The organism is Microcoleus sp. bin38.metabat.b11b12b14.051, from assembly GCF_013299165.1.
GTDB lineage: Bacteria > Cyanobacteriota > Cyanobacteriia > Cyanobacteriales > Microcoleaceae > Microcoleus.
Genome location: NZ_JAAFKD010000016.1, coordinates 149,461 through 167,851 on the forward strand (window position 1 = coordinate 149,461; position 18,391 = coordinate 167,851).

The 18,391-nt window shown below is 46.0% G+C and carries 15 protein-coding genes and 1 pseudogene; 11 read left to right on the top strand and 5 right to left on the bottom strand.

Annotated elements, in window-relative coordinates; all coding sequences use genetic code 11:
- The first annotated feature begins 31 nt into the window (after positions 1-31).
- Entirely contained in the window at positions 32-487 is a 456-nt protein-coding gene (locus QZW47_RS18190; protein ID WP_293129342.1) for an aspartyl protease, read from the top strand.
- A 253-nt stretch (positions 488-740) separates the two neighbouring features.
- Here QZW47_RS18190 and QZW47_RS18195 read toward each other — a convergent pair whose 3' ends face one another.
- Positions 741-1,253 (bottom strand): DUF1648 domain-containing protein, encoded by a 513-nt coding sequence (locus QZW47_RS18195; protein WP_293129344.1) that lies wholly within the window; start codon positions 1,251-1,253, stop codon positions 741-743.
- A 77-nt stretch (positions 1,254-1,330) separates the two neighbouring features.
- Between QZW47_RS18195 and QZW47_RS30175 the strand changes: the two genes are divergently transcribed.
- The 6 genes and pseudogenes from QZW47_RS30175 to QZW47_RS18220 all read left to right on the top strand — a co-directional run bounded on the left by QZW47_RS30175 (position 1,331) and on the right by QZW47_RS18220 (position 6,877).
- Positions 1,331-1,420: a helix-turn-helix domain-containing protein gene (locus QZW47_RS30175; protein ID WP_366930895.1), complete on the top strand. Its 90-nt coding sequence runs from the start codon at positions 1,331-1,333 to the stop codon at positions 1,418-1,420.
- Between the two features lie 294 nt (positions 1,421-1,714).
- A pseudogene (locus tag QZW47_RS18200) lies at positions 1,715-1,903 on the top strand (hypothetical protein); the annotation flags it as partial.
- Between the two features lie 164 nt (positions 1,904-2,067).
- Complete coding sequence (gene def, locus QZW47_RS18205; protein WP_293129348.1) at positions 2,068-2,652, top strand: peptide deformylase; 585 nt, start codon at positions 2,068-2,070, stop codon at positions 2,650-2,652.
- Between the two features lie 350 nt (positions 2,653-3,002).
- A complete protein-coding gene (locus QZW47_RS18210; RefSeq protein ID WP_199292547.1) occupies positions 3,003-3,203 on the top strand; it encodes a hypothetical protein in 201 nt (66 codons plus the stop codon).
- Positions 3,204-3,707: 504 nt separating this feature from the next.
- Positions 3,708-5,045, top strand: a complete 1,338-nt coding sequence (locus QZW47_RS18215) for a PrsW family glutamic-type intramembrane protease (RefSeq protein ID WP_293129350.1) — start codon at positions 3,708-3,710, stop codon at positions 5,043-5,045.
- Between the two features lie 782 nt (positions 5,046-5,827).
- Complete coding sequence (locus QZW47_RS18220; RefSeq protein ID WP_293129380.1) at positions 5,828-6,877, top strand: Gfo/Idh/MocA family oxidoreductase; 1,050 nt, start codon at positions 5,828-5,830, stop codon at positions 6,875-6,877.
- A 773-nt stretch (positions 6,878-7,650) separates the two neighbouring features.
- Here the strand turns inward: QZW47_RS18220 and QZW47_RS18225 are convergent.
- Entirely contained in the window at positions 7,651-8,640 is a 990-nt protein-coding gene (locus QZW47_RS18225; RefSeq protein WP_293129352.1) for an SGNH/GDSL hydrolase family protein, read from the bottom strand.
- 393 nt (positions 8,641-9,033) lie between these two features.
- Here QZW47_RS18225 and btpA point away from each other — a divergent pair, with 393 nt between their 5' ends.
- Entirely contained in the window at positions 9,034-9,918 is an 885-nt protein-coding gene (gene btpA / locus QZW47_RS18230; RefSeq protein WP_293129354.1) for a photosystem I biogenesis protein BtpA, read from the top strand.
- Positions 9,919-10,193: 275 nt separating this feature from the next.
- Here btpA and QZW47_RS18235 read toward each other — a convergent pair whose 3' ends face one another.
- Entirely contained in the window at positions 10,194-10,445 is a 252-nt protein-coding gene (locus tag QZW47_RS18235) for a hypothetical protein (protein WP_293129356.1), read from the bottom strand.
- Here QZW47_RS18235 and QZW47_RS18240 point away from each other — a divergent pair.
- The 3 genes from QZW47_RS18240 (at position 10,427) to QZW47_RS18250 (ending at position 15,552) form a co-directional block, all read left to right on the top strand.
- Positions 10,427-11,347, top strand: coding sequence for a vitamin K epoxide reductase family protein (locus QZW47_RS18240; protein ID WP_293129358.1), 921 nt, complete (start codon positions 10,427-10,429; stop codon positions 11,345-11,347). The genes QZW47_RS18235 and QZW47_RS18240 overlap by 19 nt on opposite strands.
- Before the next feature lie 1,124 nt (positions 11,348-12,471).
- Complete coding sequence (locus tag QZW47_RS18245; RefSeq protein ID WP_293129360.1) at positions 12,472-14,574, top strand: CHASE2 domain-containing protein; 2,103 nt, start codon at positions 12,472-12,474, stop codon at positions 14,572-14,574.
- Between the two features lie 708 nt (positions 14,575-15,282).
- Positions 15,283-15,552, top strand: coding sequence for a hypothetical protein (locus QZW47_RS18250; protein WP_293129362.1), 270 nt, complete (start codon positions 15,283-15,285; stop codon positions 15,550-15,552).
- 8 nt (positions 15,553-15,560) lie between these two features.
- On the opposite strand, the gene nadB is transcribed toward QZW47_RS18250, so the two are convergent.
- Positions 15,561-17,213 carry an L-aspartate oxidase gene (gene nadB, locus QZW47_RS18255; RefSeq protein WP_293129364.1) on the bottom strand — a complete coding sequence of 551 codons (1,653 nt, stop codon included), beginning with the start codon at positions 17,211-17,213 and terminating at the stop codon, positions 15,561-15,563.
- A 667-nt stretch (positions 17,214-17,880) separates the two neighbouring features.
- Positions 17,881-18,315 (bottom strand): photosystem II complex extrinsic protein PsbU, encoded by a 435-nt coding sequence (gene psbU / locus QZW47_RS18260; RefSeq protein ID WP_293129382.1) that lies wholly within the window; start codon positions 18,313-18,315, stop codon positions 17,881-17,883.
- Between the last annotated feature and the right edge of the window lie 76 nt (positions 18,316-18,391).

Here is an 18,391-nt window from a genome sequence, read left to right on the forward strand (position 1 = left end):
CGAGTAATTACACTCAAAGAGGTAACATAATATGACCCTGGTACTCCCCAATCTTCAAGGAAAACAAATGGGTCAAGTAATCACTACAATCACCGTCACGAATTTCATCGATCTAGTTATGGCCGAACGGGGATTCATTTCTACGGAGGAAGTTCGTTCTGCGGTACTCGACAAAGTTCTTGTCGATACCGGAGCAACTCTACTTTCCTTGCCAGCTCCCATTATTAGCCAACTAGGTTTAAGACAAGTAGGAGAAAGAGATGTAGAAACATCGGCTGGCATTAAAAAAGGTCGAATTTTTGCAGGCGCTCAAATTATTGTAGAAGGGAGAGAAGGCAGATTTGATTGTTTAGAATTGCCCGAAGGCGTTGCCGCTGTTTTGCTGGGCGTGATTCCCATGGAAGAACTAGGATTAGAACCTGATTTGAAAAATCAAAGATTGCGAGAATTGCCGATGAACAATCAGCAAACATATCTAATGGCTTAATTGAAAGGTTTGTAGTGAGGACTTTAGTTTTTTAATGGATGCGGACTAAAGTCCTCACTACAAACCTTTTGATATGAAAGTTTTTGGGTTCCCGAAAGAATTGGTTGAAAGCGAATCCCTTGTAACGATAAATTGAAATAAGGCTATTCATTACTCCAATCCTCTTCCAGGTAGAGGTCGCCCTTATCTCTTCTATTGCGTGCTTGGGGATTTGCTGTCAACTGTCCACTGTCAACTGTCAAATGAATGAAACCTAGCGCGCCAAATAAGCCCTCACAAAATACAAGCCAACCGTCGCCAATATCAAAAAAGTTATCCCTAAAACCAACTCCACACTAAGCCTTTGAGCATTACCCAAAGCCACAAGAATTTGTTGCCGCACTATAAAAGCAAACAGCCAACAAATCTCCACCTTCAGCCAAACCAAAAGTCCTCGCCCCAGGAGATATTGCCGGCGCGCATTTTCCTGAGTAATCCGTACCGGATACTTAAAAGTATGCGGATAGCGCGATACCGCAGTTAAAACCACAAAAATAATCGCAGCCACTGCTGGCAGTATCCAAATCATCACTTTGTCGCCCAAAGCATCAGGCTGCCCCCCCAAGCCGAAGTGAATCGGAATTCGATCGGGCAAAACCCCCCAAAATTGTACGATCGGCAAAATCGACACTAAAATCGCGATCGCCCCCGCGAGCTCTACCGCCAGTAAAGCAGGCGACAGCCCCAGAGAAATAATCGGTCGTTGGTTTGGTGCGTTTCCAGTCATCGAAAAACCTGGTAGAAACCCCGTCCTTCTAGCACGGATTTATATTGGTATTTTAAATATATGCTAAAATGCGAGGCATGGAAAAAGCCTTTAGTTACCGATTTTACTCAACCCCAGAGCAAGAGTCGCTGTTGCGGCGCACTTTGGGGTGCGTCCATAAGTGTTGACTTTACAATAAATAGATATCTCGATGAAAGAAGCCAAGGCTGGTACAAAAATAGGATAAAATTGGATACATTCAGACATTTTCCATCCAGAGTGAATGAACAAAACAAGCAGATTTACATTCTTTCAATGATGTCAGTTGCGTAGCATCCCAACAAAAATAGAGACACCTTCAAACTACTTTTGCTAACTTATTTTTATGGCGTAGTAACCAAAATTTAATAAAAAACAATGGCAGGAGTGCTGATTTTGGCAATTCGACATTATCGAAGGTTTTCTAGTTAAAACATTGCGGTGAATGCGGGCACATGGTCGCAAAAGTGCCTTTAAATACTCGCTATTGGCAAAGTCGTAGTTGTGATTGTCACCGCGATCGATATGTCAATGCGATTAAGAATATTTTGACCGCTGGACTAGCGGTGGAGCGTCTGTGGGGCGATCGCAATACCCGATCGCCAGTAAATCTGTTAAGGTCGGTGCTGTGAAACACAAACCTAAATCGTGAGGTTTGGGAATCTTCGCCACTCCGCCGCCCAGAGAATGTCAAGGCTACTTAAAATTAGATTAATATTGAAAATAATAGTATTGGTTCCCCTGTAATCCCCCCAACAGCTTTCGTTGGGGGTTTCCAAACATCTCGCGAGGTTTTATGACGGCTCAGGTTTTGGTTGAAAAGAAAAAATTAGAAAAACCGCCCCTAACCATACACACTTTAGGCGATCGCGTCCTGCGGCAGCCAGCAAAGCGCGTCAACAGCGTCGATGCAGAAATTCGACAGCTAGTCCGCGAAATGCTGCAAACCATGTACAGTGCAGATGGCATCGGTTTAGCAGCCCCCCAAGTCGGAGTCCACAAACAAGTAATCGTGCTCGACTGCGACCCGGAAAACCCTGCCACACCCCCAATGGTTTTGATCAACCCCACCATCAAAAGTACCAGCGGCGATATCTGCATCTTGCAAGAAGGGTGTTTGAGCATTCCGGGGGTCTATTTGGAGGTCAAACGCCCAGAAGTCATTGAAGTGTCATATCGCGACGAATTCGGCCGCCCACAAACCATAAAAGCGAAAGATTTATTGTCGAGGGCAATTCAGCACGAAATGGATCACCTCAACGGAGTGCTGTTTGTAGACAGAGTAGAAAACAAGCTCGCACTCAATGAAGAATTAGTCAAAATGAAATTTTCGCCAAAGGCAGTCAAATCAGTGTCAGTAACTCAGCCCTTTAGGGACTGAGCTTGTAAGAGAAATCGAGCAAGCTGTATTGACCAGACCCCTCGATCACGAGGAGCCGTTATTTAGGTCACGACACTCCTTGAATGCGACGCCAGTTTTTCGCTCTGTCATCTGCAATTAAACAGTTTTAAAGTCACTGAAACAGTGTTGCAGGTCTAACAAGCCTTTATAACCAGGTCGAGGCTAACATTACCCCGCAAGGGAGAAAGGAGACCATAATATCTCCATTGGAGGGGCAACCATACCCCTCCAACCCCGCAAGGGGGTTCACGGGGACTAAAGTCCCCCGGGTCGTTTCCCTCTCGGGACTAAAGTCGCCGAGTTTCCCACTTACCGTATTTCTTTTTATGATGGCAGGAACTCCAAAAAGCGGTTTATTGTTAGCTCTTTCGTGCATCACTGCGATCGCCGCAGTTGGCTCAATCTTTGAGCTGTCCTCGGGAGAAGCTCAACTTGGCAATTTAGTTACCGGCATCATCCTCGCCCTCAGCGTACCGCTCACAGGCATATTTTTTTATGCAGCGGTTCAGGATGCTAGAGCAAATCTCTAAGCAGAGTAATTAGTCATTGGTCATTAGTCATCGGTCATTAGTTAGCAGTCATTGGTCATTAGTCATCGGTCATTAGTTAGCAGTTGAAAGCGAATAAATGTGGCAGAAAGACTGCGGATCGATTAGATTAGCTCACACCGAGGGAGCCAATGACTAACAGGGAGCATCTCAGTTTGAATTTGATAGGGGGAACTCTTGATGTCTTCGCATAGTAAAAAATACTTTTTACAAAGCAGGAGATGCTCTAAACTAATAAATGTGGCAGAAAAATTGCTGATAAACAACATCAGTTAACAGCTAATAGTTAATGACTGCTGACTGCACGACAACCCTTAGGCTTCATCAAATACTGCGCTCCTTCGGCTACGCTCTTCGGACAAGTCGGGGCAAGTCGCTCTGGAGAGTAAAATGACAAATGACTAGCCTTCGACTTCGCTCTTCGGCTGAAATGACAAGTGACAAATGACGAATGACCAATGACGAATGACCAATGACAAATGACTAATGACAAATGAAATCGGATTTCTGCGACAAGTGCCAGCTAAAGGCTCTCCAGCAGCGCCAGCGTATAATTATCAACTTTCACAAGATGGGGAAGTAGCGATCGGACGCGATCGCAATTGTCAAATAGCTTTAGAGTCGATCGCCCACGGCATGGTTTCCCGTCGTCACGCCGCCATCCGTCCCCTCAGTCAAGGAACTTGGACGAGATGGGAAATCTGCGACCTCAACAGCGCCAACGGAACTTATATTAATGGTGAAAAGCTGCAAGGTTGCCAAACTTTACTTTCAGGCGATCGCATCAGTCTCGGCCAAGACGGCCCGGAATTCATCTTTGAATCGAACGCAGCCTCTGGCCCAAATAAATCGCGATTCCCCCCAGCAAAAACAGGCAATTTTCCTGAAATTGAAAAAGACGCTCTAACTTTAACTCAATTATTCCCGATCGCCTCCACAGGCAAACAATTAAGCCAAAAAGCTTACTTATATCCCGGTATTGTCACAGTTATCTTTGTCGTCTCGCTGTTTGTCGCAGTCGGAAATTCCGCAGCCTTCAACTTTCTGCTTTCAGCTTACCTCGCCGGTGCAGCTTACTACTTCATATATCGACTGTGTGGCAAACACAAGCCTTGGTGGGTATTGCTCGGTGCGGCTTTAGCTACAGTTCTGATTTTGCTCAGCCCCTTATTAATTGGATTTATATTAGTATTTAGAGAAATTTTGCCCGGTCGCTTGCCCGCAGAAGGCGAAGAAATCAGTTTTTTGCCTTTTTTAATCAGAATGTTCTTCGGAGCGGGTCTGATGGAAGAATTGCTCAAAGCCCTGCCCGTTTTGGGAGCCTTGATCCTGGGAAATTTGCTAAAAAATCCGTGGCGCGATCGCCTCGGCGTTTGGGAACCTTTAGACGGAATTTTATTAGGAAGTGCTTCCGCAGTCGGCTTTACACTACTAGAAACTCTCGGCCAGTACGTCCCCAACATCATCCAAAATATCACCCTGCAAGCAGGGCCCGAAGCCGGACAATTAGTAGGATTGCAGTTGCTAATTCCCCGAATTTTGGGTTCCGCCGCCGGACACATGGCTTACAGCGGCTATTTGGGATATTTTATCGGTTTGAGCGCCCTCAAACCTCGGAAGCGCTGGCAAATTTTGGGTGTAGGTTATTTTAGCGCTTCCGCACTTCACGCTTTATGGAACGCTTCAGGTGCAGTCAGCGTACTGTTGTTGGCTTTAGTGGGAGTTTTGTCCTATGCGTTTTTGGTCGCCGCGATTTTGAAAGCCCGGGCTTTGTCTCCCAATCGCGAGCAAAATTTTGCAACTCGAATATCTTCAGAAAAGTGACTGCTGACTGCTTAATTATTGACAGCCGCGCGTCAAGCTGCCATTTTTTCTAGTGTGTTAACCAGCTTAAACCTGCCAGTGCTAAAGCTGTCCCCTCGGAAACTGCAACTGGTTCCAATCATCTTCCTGTAACCGAGTAGTTACTTAACTTAAAAAACCGCTACCAAGAATTTTAGATAGTGATTGCGGCGGCTTGTGATCGGTCAATTCCTGCCAGTGACACTGCTGCATAATTTAAGATTGTGCTGGCATCGCGTTTCCCAATCTCTGCTTTTATTTCCGATTCATCGTCGGCGTCATTTGGTTTTCCCTAAGTGTATTTTATTTAAGATAGCGATCGCCAGTAAATATCCACATACTTAACATTAATTTTTGTCAATTTAAAAATTACCCAATTTTAACCTCCGAACTTTACAGGTGTCACCTGTAAAAGTTCTATTATTTATTACTTTTTAAGTATTAGTTTTTAAGTTTTTTAGATAATTAAAAATATTTTGTATTTTTAATTATCTAAAATTATTATGCCTAGTTGGTATCATGAGAAAGGACATATCATATTTGGTAAATTTTGTCAAGACACGAGTTGCAGAAAAAATTCTGCAACATGAGGGCCCTGGTCTAAGTAGCTTCTGCTTAATTACACGAGAGCCAGAATCGCAACTTAACTTAGAAATTCTTCACAAATAGTTTGACTGTGGTACTATCGGGATGCTGTGAGTAGCTTAGGGAAGCCAACGGGCTTGATTCCTGTGGTGGAGGAGAATCCAGGAGTGCTAGATAGGATGTCATTGGGATACGGAAATGTTTTCGGCAGAAGTCAACCTGAACCCCTCCGCATTGGGGTAATTGGGGTTGGCAATATGGGCCAGCACCACACGCGAGTTCTGAGCTTGCTAAAAGATATCGAACTCGTGGGTGTTTCAGATATAAATGTAGAGCGGGGAATTGATGTAGCCAGCAAATACCGGGTTCGCTTCTTTGAAGACTACCGAGATTTGCTCGCCCACGTAGATGCAGTTTGCGTCGCCGTTCCAACTCGCCTGCACCACGCCGTGGGGATGTCTTGTCTCCAGGCGGGAGTTCACGTTTTAATTGAAAAGCCGATCGCAGCTAGCATTGCTGAAGCCGAATCTTTGGTCAACGCGGCCGCTGAAGCCCACCGGATTTTGCAAGTGGGTCACATCGAGCGCTTCAATCCAGCTTTTCAGGAACTCGGCAAAGTCCTGAAAACAGAAGAGTTACTGGCATTGGAAGCTCATCGGATGAGTCCTTATTCCGATCGGGCTAACGACGTATCGGTAGTTTTGGATTTAATGATCCACGACATCGACTTGCTCCTGGAATTGGCAGATTCCCATGTGGTGAAGCTGACAGCCAGCGGCAGTAGAGCGTCAGATTCAGGTTATTTAGACTACGTGACAGCGACGTTGAACTTTGCTAACGGCATTGTGGCCACCCTGACAGCAAGCAAGGTGACACACCGCAAACTCCGTTCAATCGCGGCTCACTGCAAGAATTCTTTAACAGAGGCAGATTTTCTCAACAACGAAATCTTGATTCACCGACAAACAACCGCCAACTACGTGACGGATTACGGTCAGGTGCTTTACCGTCAAGATGGGTTGATCGAGAAAGTCTACACCAGCAATATTGAACCGCTCCACGCAGAATTGGAGCATTTTATTAATTGCGTCCGAGGTGGAAATCAGCCTTCTGTGGGAGGAGAACAAGCTCTCAAAGCTCTGCGGCTTGCGAGTTCGATCGAGCAAATGGCTCTCGACGGTCAAGCCTGGTATCCTAAAGAGCTAGAGTCTACTTTGCAAGTTAGCTAAATTCAGACAAATCGTGTCGTTTCCGGCTGCTTCTCCAGTTTGGGTTTGTTGTTCGCGAAAAAGGGTAACTGTTCGGGTGCAACCGGATGCGATATCAGTCGATTTTAGATTTCAGATTTTAGATTGATTCCACCGATATATCTGCTGGCTGAAACCGTCGATTTTTGCATTGAAAATTTGAGATTGGCTCCACATCCTCTATTAGAGAGTCAGGAACTCAGGTCTAAAGACACTGAGCTTGCAAGAGTAATCGAGTAAGCTGTTCTGACCAGCCTAAGACTTTCGAGGTCTACGTTATTCGGGTCACGATACCGGAGAATGCGACGCTAGTTTTCCGCTCTATCGTTAGTAGTTAAACAGTCTTAAAGTCACTGAGACAGTGCTGCTAGCCGAAAAAGCCCCTATAACATTGGCGAAGCGAACATTACCCCGCAAGGGAGCCCAACAAAGGCAACCATTATGCGTACAGGATTGCGAAGCTTGAAATGGTAATTGTCCCATTGAGAGTACATTACAAAAGTACACAAGAGCCAAGCAATCCCAAGGCGGTGATGGAAAGATTCAAGGCGGTTGAAACCGCCGGGTCGTTTCCCTAGGAAGGACTAAAGTCGCCGAGTTTCCCACTTACCGTATTTCTTTTTATGAAACTGTCGATTCTCACATTCAAGGTTTGAGATTGACTCCACAGATGAATCTCCGGGTTTGAACTAAGATTTAATTCTGATTGCTTTTTGCAACAAAAGTCGGAAGTAAGTGTCTGTGGTTTGCTGAAGTCACGATTTATTATGCAAAAAAACAGCAACTATTTCACTGCTGATAGTTTGGCTAACTAGCTGATTTCCTTCCGGGCTTAGGTGAATGCTGTCTCGATACAAAGTTGGGAGTTTCGGCGCACTATTGAAAATAGGAAGAAAATCTATGTAAGTAATTTTCTCGCGTTCGACGAATTCGGCGAGACGCTCTCTAGCCTTGACTTCCCAGTCGCGAGGGCCCTCGCCGCCCAGTTCGCCCGCCTTGGGCGTAACAGCTAGCAAAAACTCCACGTTAGCCGATACAGCTATTCTCTGGATTTGGTGAATAGCTTCTAAATTAGAGCCGACTACATCCCCGCTGTTGGCTCCGGGTGCTACCAATTGACCCGCCGGTACAGCAGGTAGCAAGTAACGGGTGAATAATTCTAGTGCTGCCGATCGCGGTTGGCGTGCAGGATAAGCTCGATCGCGCCCCACAACTTCAGCACAGGGAGCCGATGCAAACAAATCATCCGTATTCAGCAGCAACACCACAGTCTTTGCTCCAAAAACACCGAACCGCTTGGCATAAGCCAGTTGATTCCTCGGCCCCCAAGAATTAGCCGAGGCGTTGAGAACTTCAAAATCTGCATAGTTGACTTTTGACCCGAATTGTGGGTCGATCGCCAGATAATCTAGTTCTGTCCTCAACTGTCGAGCCATAAGTTCCGAGATCGTATCTGTCTGATCCGTCCACCAACCGCCGTTAGCGACAGAATCACCCAACAGCAAGATCCGCAGAGTTTCGGGAGCGGGACTCGGGGCGATCGCTCCTGTACGCATCGAATACTCGTTAATCTCAATTCGGTTGCCCAAACGGCGCACTTTCTGGTTGGGTGCCAACAAATAGCCGCATTCGGCATCGGCAATGTAAATCAAGGGATTGCCAAAACCCAGCACCACCCGTAGCAGCACTTCGATTGCTGCCCACAATCCGGAGGTGAGGGCCAAAACGATCAGAACAACTTTCAACAATTAACCTCGATCGAAAACGGATGCTTGGACACAGGAGTCGCCCAGATGCCAAAATTTTAGATTCTGCTCTTTCGCCAGCGGCTTGCGCCAAAGTTCTACCCCCCAGATTCATCTGTGGTGGTGTAAATTGGCAGTTTCACTCCCCAATGTAGGGTCAATCTCCGACAACTGAAAATCCACAGATCAATCTCCCAGACTCCAATGCAGCAAGTAAATCTCCAAACCTCAAATTGAAAATCTCAAATCGGCTAACTGCTGCCCAATTCCGGGCTTGAGCAACCAGGTCACGCGATTGAGTCATCCGAATCACCCGCGTGGATATAGAATTCTAGAATATACCGTTAAAACCCGCCGTCAGCCGTCAGTGAACTTGGTGGTTTCAGGAAACCCGTGGACTTAAAACAAATATTCAAAACGCCGAATCCCATAATCGGTGTCGTACATTTACAGCCTTTGCCAACTTCTCCCCGTTGGGGCGGGAACCTCAAAGCTATTATCGGAAGAGCCGAGCAAGAGGCTACTGCGCTGGCTTCTGGCGGCGCAAACGGTATCATAGTCGAGAACTTTTTCGACGCTCCTTTTGCCAAAGACAGCGTAGATCCGGCTGTGGTAAGTGCCATGACTCTGGTAGTTGAGAGGCTAACAAATCTGGTGACTCTGCCGATCGGCATTAACGTGCTGCGAAACGACGCCCACAGCGCGATCGCCATCGCCTCCTGCACGGGAGCCCAATTCATCCGCGTCAACGTCCTCAACGGCATCATGGCCACAGATCAAGGCTTAATTGAAGGCCAAGCACACCAGCTACTGCGCTACCGTCGGGAATTGGGCAGCGATGTCAAAATATTCGCAGACGTGTTAGTCAAGCACGGGCGCCCCCTAGGCAGCCCCAACTTGACCACCGCCGTCCAAGAGACGATCGGGCGCGCCTTAGCCGACGCCGTAATTCTTTCCGGCTGGACAACCGGCAGCCCTCCCAATCTCGAAGATTTAGAACTCGCCAGTGCAGCCGCTGGGGAAATTCCAGTTTTTATCGGCAGCGGCGCCTCGTGGGACAACATTTCCACCCTCATGCAAGCTGCTGACGGCGTAATTGTTTCGAGTTCCCTCAAGCGCAACGGCCGCATCGAGCAGCCGATCGATCCGATCCGCGTCAGTCAGTTTGTCGAAGCCGCCCGCCGCAGCTTTTCCCAGAAAGAGCTCGAACAACAAAACAGAGACGCTAATGGCTCAAGAGGGCCAACCGCCGAACCGGGCAAAGTCACTCGATTTTAGATTTTAGATTTTAGATTTTAGATTTGACTCCACAGATTCATCTGGGAGCTTGAACAGGAGCGTTGTCCTGAGCTTGTCGAAGGGTCTAAAATTTTAGTATCGCTCGGGCGATCGCGCCGGAAAGCAAGTACCTGCTTTTGGAACGTAAAATGGTCATTAGTCATCTCGCCCGCTCGCGAAGTCGAAGGGTGATCATTAGTCATTGTTCAAACAGGTCATTGGTCATTGGGAATACAGGACTTGTGTAAAAAACGTATGACGCGCGAATTATAACGCTAAAGTGTGCATTGCTTATCTACAACATATAGAGTTTGTGCGTCCAAGACTGTAATCGCTAAAAACTCAAAACACACAGTAAAAAAAGCACAAATGCCCAATGACCAATGCCCAATGCCCAATGCCCAATGCCCCATGCCCAATGCCCTGTTTGCCCAATGCCCCATGCCCCATGCCCCATCCCTCCGCTTCGCTTCGCCCAATGACCAATTAGCAATTACCAAATCTAAAAATGATTCGCCGACGTTCAACCCCTTGGATTCATCGCTGGTCTAGGACTGTGATGGCAGCGATCGCAGCCATCACAGTCCTAGAAACGGCTTATCTGACGATCGCTAAATTCACGACAGGCTCAGTCATTTGTCCCACCAGCGGCTGCGACAAAGTTCTCAACAGTCCCTACGCTACAGTTTTTGGCACAGTGCCCTTAAGCTTGTTAGGGTGTTTGGCTTATCTGAGCATAGCAATTCTGGCACTAGCTCCCAAAGCCGTAAATCCCGACACCAATAAAGGACTGTACTCTCAACTAGAAAACAAAACTTGGCAAGGGCTATTTATCATCACCGCTGCGATGGTAATTTTTAGCAGCTATTTGATGTACTTGATGGCTTTTGAAATTCAGGAGCTATGTATCTACTGCATCAGTTCCGCGGTATTTGCGCTGTCGCTATTTGTGCTGACGCTAGTCGGGCGCGAGTGGGAGGATATCGGACAGTTGGTGTTTACGGGCATTTTGGTGGTGATGGTAAGTTCGATCGGCGCCTTGGGACTCTACAACAGCGTCAAGGCGCCCGTCACTGTTTCTAGCCCCGGAATTGCACCTCCTGCGGTCACTACAACCTCAGGGCCCGCACAAATTGCTTTAGCGCAGCATCTGAGACAAATCGGCGCCAAAGAATACGGCGCTTACTGGTGTCCCCACTGCCACGACCAAAAAATGCTGTTCGGCAAAGAAGCAGCCAAAATAATTGATTATTTTGAATGCGATCCCAGGGGACAAAACTCCCGTGCAGAAATTTGTCAAGCTGCTGCTGCTAATGTTAAAGGTTTTCCGACGTGGGAGATTAAAGGTCAGTTTTATTCTGGGACAAAACAACTCGATGAACTCGCTGATTTATCGGGTTATCCCGGCCCGCGTAACTTTAAAAACTGACAGATTATTTGAAAATTGTAGATGACAGATTTTAGATTGTTACGCAGTAAATATCCTTCTTAACTTACTTGCTCGTTGTCTCGTGCTGCGAAATTAATCTTAAATCTCGCATCTACAATTAAAAATAAGTAAAAATTACTTGTAGCAGTTATCACTCTCCATGAGGTATCCTAAAACTTGTATGCTCAGGGTTTTAAGTTATATGTCATTGTTCGCTGCGAGCGAAGCAATCGCAGGGACTATCAAGCTTTTGAATTAAATCAGGTGCTGGGACAAGCAATATTTTTTTTGCTGATTAGCTTCGATCCCTACCTCATATGAGAGATCGAAAGGCTATAGCTTGAAAAGTAAATTTTTTTCGACTATGGGCTACGCTGTTGAATAATTAATACTATCAAGTATACAGAAAAAGTCAAGACACCGAAATAAGGGTTCTGCTTCCAAACTCATTAGACAAGATGGAATTCATTCGCTTTGCTATCTGAAAATCAGAAGTGCGTTTGTGTTGCTCTGCCTTTTGTCTGCGGTAGAACGATCGGTAAAAAAATTAGGTAATGCAAGTTTATTGCTAAAAAAAATATTGAAACTCAGAAATCAGGTTTCAATATACCAATTATAGTTCCAATATTTGCGGACGCTTGGGGTCATCAGTAATGAGTAATGAGTAATGGGTAATCGATAATCTGCAATCACCGAAAATCTTGGCTCGTTGGGCATTTGGTGTCATGTCCATTACCAATTACCAGCCTTCGACTTCGCTCGGAGGCTAAAATTACCAATTACCAGCCTTCGACTTCGCGAGCGGCTAAAATTAATTACCAATTACCAGACATACCTCATTTTTTTCTGACTTCCCTATATATCGCTAACGCATAAAAATCTAAAAATTGGCTCGTCTTAAATCTAAAATATAAAATAGACTCCCCATATTGCACCTAAAAACCAGACAATTAGACAAACAAAAATTAAAAATTAATCCATCGAATGCACGAAAAAACCAAGAAATTGGATAATGAAACATCTCAAAGAAAAAAATCGACTGAGCAGAGCGCGCCAGAGATGTAAAAGCTAGATGTTGTAGTAGTAGCTTAGATACTCCGAAAGCGAGGCAAAATTCCCAAAATATGCTAAAAACTCTCAAAAAATGGCTCGATCGAGAACGCAGAGTATTAATTACTGCCGCTACCGTTGCCGGTACAGTGATTTTACTGCGCTGCTTCGGATTGTTGCAGGTGTGGGAATGGGCTGCTTTCGACTACTTTATACGCTGCCGGCCAGCCGAACCAATTGACTCGCGCATCGTCATTGTCGAAATTAATGAAGTTGACTTGCAAAAATACGGCTACCCACTTTCCGATGCTGTATTGGCTCAATTGCTGCAAAAATTGCAGGCCCTTAAGCCACGGGCGATCGGTCTCGACATTTACCGAGATTTGCCAGCTCCACCGGGTAACGCCGAATTGCTCAAAACTTTTAAAACTATTCCTAACCTCATCGGCATTGAGTTGATGCCAGATGACACTAGGTTCGGAGTTCGGCCGCCTCCGGTACTTGACAAGCTCTCGCGGATTGGTTTCAACAACGTTGTCATCGACGCTGACGGTAAAGTGCGCCGAGCTTTGCTCTACGCTTGGCCCGGAGACGGCAAAACCCATGAAAGTTTCGCTCTGAGACTGGCTTTGCTTTACCTTGAGGGCGAAGGGATTTCCCCTCAGCCAGGAACAGTCAATCCTAAATACTTGCAGTTAGGCAAGGGGGTTTTTCGGCCTTTTAAACCGAATGACGGTGCTTACGTGCGATCGGACAGCCGCGGCTATCAAATTCTCGCCAACCTGCGCGGCCCGCGAGGCAGTTTCCAGACTGTATCAATGACTGACGTGCTTTCTGGCAAAATATCGGCTGATTTTGTACGATCGCGGGCTGTCTTGATTGGCTCAACAGCCCCCAGCCTCAAAGACTTTCAGCAAAATGCTTACAGCTCGGGTTTGTTTGCTGCTCCCCAACAAATACCTGGAGTCGAGATTCAAGCTCATTTCTTGAGCCACATTTTGAGTGCTGCCCTCGACGGGCGCGGAAGTATCAAAGTTTGGCCCGAGGTGGCAGAGTGGCTGTGGATTTTACTGTGGTCGTGGGTGGGAGCCACCGTGAGCTGGAAGTTGGGATCGCTCGCGCGATCAGCTTGGTGTCTGTCAACTATCTGTATCGGTTTGAGTGCCAGTTTATACCTGGTCTGTTTGGCTGGTTGGTGGGTGCCCTTAATTCCTCCCATCCTCAGTCTTCTGGGCTCTGGCGCGGCAGTTGTGGGTTATCTGGCTCACTTACAAGAAGAATTAAAACGCTCTAAAGAATTTTTACAATGGCTGATAGACACAATTCCCGACCCGATTTTTGTGAAAAATAGAAATCACCGCTGGGTTGTTTTGAATCAGTCATATTGTCGGTTTATCGGCTATCCTTTGGAAATTTTAATTTGCCGCACTGATTACGATTTGTTTCCCGAAGCCGAAGCCGATATATTTTGGCAGCAAGACGAATTAGTATTGCAAACTCACCAGCCACTAGAAAATGAAGAATATTTTACCGACGCTCACGGAATTACGCATCTGATTTCGACTAAAAGATCCCTGCACAAAGATGCTGCTGGGAACCTTTTTTTAGTTGGAGCGATCAGGGATATGACCGAGCGCAAGCGCTTGGAAGATGCCCTCAAGCAAAAAAATGCTGAACTCAGCCACCAAGCTTATCACGATGCTCTCACTGGTTTGCCAAATCGCAAAATGTTTCACGAATCCTTGCATCAGTCTCTAGACAGAGCCTCTAGCAATCAGGAATTAGTAGCTTTACTGTTCCTAGATTTAGATGGATTTAAGTCAATTAATGACACTCTCGGACACCATATGGGCGATTTGCTCTTACAAGCAGTGGCCGGCCGGCTCAAAAAATGCTTGCGCGGCAGCGATATTATCTCGCGGTTGGGTGGCGACGAATTCACCGTAATTCTGCCGGGAATTCCCGGTCGCGAAGAAGCGGCGAAGGTAGCTGAAAAAATTTGCGAGGCCATCATGCAGGCTTTTATTTTAGAAGAACATACAGTTTCTGTAACCACAAGTATTGGCATTAGTTTGTATCCAATTGATGGTCAAGAGTCAGGAATTTTAGTCAAAAATGCCGATACTGCGATGTATCGTGCTAAGGATAGAGGTAAAAATCAATATCAATTTTTTTAATCAATACCAGTTTAAAAAAAGCATTTAACTTTAGCCAATCTGCCAATTTTTATGGCATAATTTATTCCCAAATCTAAAATCCTTCGACCCTACCTAAGGCCTGATTCTAAAACTTGTGCGCTCGCGTCTTGTCTGCCATTGTAGCCGATCGCGCTTGCCAGCCTAGCCTTTCACGAAGTCGAAGAATCTAAAATTTTAAACAATACGCTGGGAATAGGATAGTCTAAAAGTCAAAATCTTGTGACAATTATAGACTGAATTTTTTTTGATAAAATAGCTATAAATAAGGCTATTTCTTTTGTCCTACATCCTCTAACTGAACCGTATATAAATCTCAAATTTAAAATCTATCATTAGATAGAGTTACGACAAAGAGGAAACTTAGCACAGTAAAACGGCTAGATATAGAATTATTAAAAAATATGAACAAAATGAGATGGTTTAAAAAATACAACGGCAGACCGATGGTTAAAATCCTTATGCAGCAAGTGATCTTCCTCGATATTCACAAATCTAAAATCCGCAGCCCTAAAAAGATAGGAGACCGAAAATAACTTTAAATCCCCAAAAAGCTTTGATAGAAAAGGGTTTACGTAAACTTACAAAAATTAATTAAAGGAAATGTAAAGATATCAGTGGAAGTACGGAAATTGATAGATATAATAGGTGGGACAGACGTGCATCTACTGCGGTGATTTGAATAAGGCTATGAACACTATGCGTACTTTGATTCAGCTCACAACAACGGCAACCCTGGCTGTATGCCTGCAAGTGAATGGGATGGGCATCGCAAATGCCGCCTTACTTGCCAAGAACTCAACCAGCAACTCAACACAAGAGCGTAGCTTGCGGGGCCCGACGCCATCGACCCCCACAGTTTTGACGGTTGCAGAAACACCTCGGACTCCAAACAACCCCAGAAAATACGAACCAGACCCCAACGGAAACCCCAACAGTGACGGTACAGGGACGCGCTGAGCAATGGTTCAGTCTGGTATTGGATCGGAGTGGTACCAATGAGATTTGTGAATTAAAGTGTGCCTGCACCACTGGCGATCGGTAAGCGGGTAATCAACCCGGTAGTGACCGCCGCGACTTTCCGTGCGAAACGCAGCACTTTTGAGAATTAAGTAGCCAATATCCAATAAATTGCCAACTTCCCCCCAATTTCGCAAAACCGATCTATTTTCCCCATTAAAAGGCGAAAAATCTATAATTTGTCCGGGTCGCAAATTGAGCAAAGTCTGACTCAACGGTAAAGAAGCAAATTCTTGCAACCAAAGCTCAACCTGGGCGATCGCAATTTGCAAATCCCGTTCTCCGCGGCAAATTCCCGCACTCTGCCACACCAAGCTCGGCAATTCTACCCGCAATTTTTCGATCGCCTCAATATCCTGTTGTGAAATCGATTTTTCCAATATTTCCCCCGCGCATCCATCATCGGGGAAGGCCTCGGACTTTTCACCTTCTAGCTGCAAAAGTCCCATTTGCGCGCCAAAAACCAGACATTCCAGCAGCGAATTGCTCGCCAACCGATTAGCACCGTGCACTCCCGTGCTCGCAGTTTCTCCCACCGCGTACAAACCCGGAATCGAAGTTTGGTTGAACTTGTCAGCGACAATCCCTCCCATCCAGTAATGGGCTGCGGGTGTCACCGGCACGGGTTCGGAAAAAATATCAATTCCCCAATCAGCACACACTTGAATAATATTCGGAAACCTGTAGCGCAGTCGATCGACCGCAATCGGGCGCAAATCGAGCCAAACATGAGGTTCGCCCGTCTTCTGCAAGTGACTGAAAATAGCGCGGCTAACGACATCGCGAGGGGCGAGTTCCCCGCTGGGGTGATAGTCAAAAGCAAAGCGATATCCCTTGCTGTCTACCAAATGAGCTCCTTCTCCTCGCACCGCTTCGCTAATCAGAAACCGAGGCGCCCCCGCTTTACTCAGCGCCGTCGGGTGAAACTGCACAAATTCTAAATCTCGCAGCAGCGCCCCGGCGCGCCACGCAATCGCCACCCCATCCCCGGTGCTTACCGATGGGTTGGTCGTTTGAGCAAAAACTTGTCCGCCGCCTCCTGTCGCCAGCACTACGGCGCTAGCCCGCAGCCATTTGACTCGGGAGTCGCAAATCGAGCTAATGCCCTGACAGCGCCCGGTTTCGTCTAGCCACAGGCTCAAAGCAAAGGCTGGGGATACGAGTTGAATGTTTTTGCGACTCAATACTTTTGCTGTCAGGGTACTGACAACCGCTTTTCCTGTGGTGTCTGCGGAGTGGAGCACTCGGCGGCGCGAGTGGGCTGCTTCTAAGGTGAGGGCTAAATCTGGGCCGGTGCGATCGAATGCAACGCCCATTTTCACCAGGGAATCAATGCAAGCAGCAGCTTCCTCTACTAAAAATTCCACTGCTTCCAAATCGCAAAGACCTGCTCCGGCTGCCAGTGTATCTTTAACGTGTAGGGCTGCGGAATCTTCAGGGGCGATCGCCGCAGCAATCCCTCCTTGGGCCCAATCGCTGGCAGAAACAGGCAAGATATTTTTATTGAGCAAGCCCACGTGCAAGTGTTCTGGAAGGCAAAGTGCCGTGTACAAACCCGCTGCGCCAGCACCTATCACCAATACGTCAAATTTGTCAGTCATAAGCCTGCCGATTTTTGATTTTTACAATTGCAGATTTTACTTTACATATCAATCTGACGAATAAAACTGCCGATTTTTGATTTTTGATTTTCACAATTGCACAATTGCAGATTTTACTTTACATATAAATATGACGAATAAGACTGTCAATTTTATATTTTATATTTTATATTTTATATTTTAGATTAAATAATTAACTCCACCGTTTAATTGGGAGGATTTAACTGTCGATTTTAGATTAATCAATTTAATAAAATGATTTACGCCACAGATGAATCTGGGACTAAAACTAATCTCTAATTTTTTTACTCTCCACAACATCGGAGAATTCGACGCTCTTTGGGCGAGCTATTTTCTCAAGGCATGAGTCATTAGTCAGCCCGAGCGCAACCCCGGAGCCATCAGCCATCAGCCATAATTCATGAATTTAAAAAATCAATTCTCACTCATGACTAATGACCAATGATTGCTAACTAATATTAGTCAGCCCGAGCATCACCCGGAACCAAAAGCCATCAGTCATAATTCATGAATTTAAAAAAAATATTTCTCACTCACGACCAATGACCAATGACTAATGACAAATGACAACTGACAACTGACAACTGACAACTGACAACTGACAACTGACAACTGACTAATGCCTTCAAATGAGAGCCGTTGCTATCTAGTCGTAGAGACCGTTATTCAACCGGGTGTCTCCTTCAATAAAGACTGATTCGACATCAGTGACTGTGAATTTGTCCATGTTAGCTTGCAGCACCTTTTTCTGAGCTTCCGTCAAGCCAGAAATGTTGAGTACCTCCTCAACTTTTTCGTAAGGAGCATTCTTAATAATTAGTCCAGCTAAAGTGGGATACAACCCTCGAAATTCCCGAAAGTCACGGACGGCGCTGTTGTTCAAATCAAGTTTTTTGCCGTATTCTGTGGCAAGCTTGTCATCGGCGCGATTGGTTCTAGCCGGAGCTTCAACAGCTAGGAGCGAGGATGATGGCAATACGACACGGCTCAATGTCCCCGCGATCGCGCTCATGTCTCCAGCCCATGCAATGCAGCCCAGCACTAAGCCCAATACTGCCAATAGACGACCCAATCGTTTCATGAAGTTTTGTCTCCCAATTTCATACACAGCATTTATGTAGAGACTACCATTTTGCTTATGCAGTTTTTCAGATAAA

Bases quoted from the DNA above. Each gene is read 5' to 3' on its own strand.
- QZW47_RS18210 (WP_199292547.1), top strand. From the start codon at position 3,003: ATGGCAGGAACTCCAAAAAGCGGTTTATTGTTAGCTCTTTCGTGCATC.
- def (WP_293129348.1), top strand. From the start codon at position 2,068: ATGACGGCTCAGGTTTTGGTTGAAAAGAAAAAATTAGAAAAACCGCCC.
- nadB (WP_293129364.1), bottom strand. From the start codon at position 17,213: ATGACTGACAAATTTGACGTATTGGTGATAGGTGCTGGCGCAGCGGGT.
- QZW47_RS18250 (WP_293129362.1), top strand. From the start codon at position 15,283: ATGAACACTATGCGTACTTTGATTCAGCTCACAACAACGGCAACCCTG.
- psbU (WP_293129382.1), bottom strand. From the start codon at position 18,315: ATGAAACGATTGGGTCGTCTATTGGCAGTATTGGGCTTAGTGCTGGGC.
- QZW47_RS18195 (WP_293129344.1), bottom strand. From the start codon at position 1,253: ATGACTGGAAACGCACCAAACCAACGACCGATTATTTCTCTGGGGCTG.
- QZW47_RS18190 (WP_293129342.1), top strand. From the start codon at position 32: ATGACCCTGGTACTCCCCAATCTTCAAGGAAAACAAATGGGTCAAGTA.
- QZW47_RS30175 (WP_366930895.1), top strand. From the start codon at position 1,331: ATGGAAAAAGCCTTTAGTTACCGATTTTACTCAACCCCAGAGCAAGAG.
- QZW47_RS18240 (WP_293129358.1), top strand. From the start codon at position 10,427: ATGATTCGCCGACGTTCAACCCCTTGGATTCATCGCTGGTCTAGGACT.
- QZW47_RS18220 (WP_293129380.1), top strand. From the start codon at position 5,828: ATGTCATTGGGATACGGAAATGTTTTCGGCAGAAGTCAACCTGAACCC.
- QZW47_RS18245 (WP_293129360.1), top strand. From the start codon at position 12,472: ATGCTAAAAACTCTCAAAAAATGGCTCGATCGAGAACGCAGAGTATTA.
- QZW47_RS18215 (WP_293129350.1), top strand. From the start codon at position 3,708: ATGACAAATGAAATCGGATTTCTGCGACAAGTGCCAGCTAAAGGCTCT.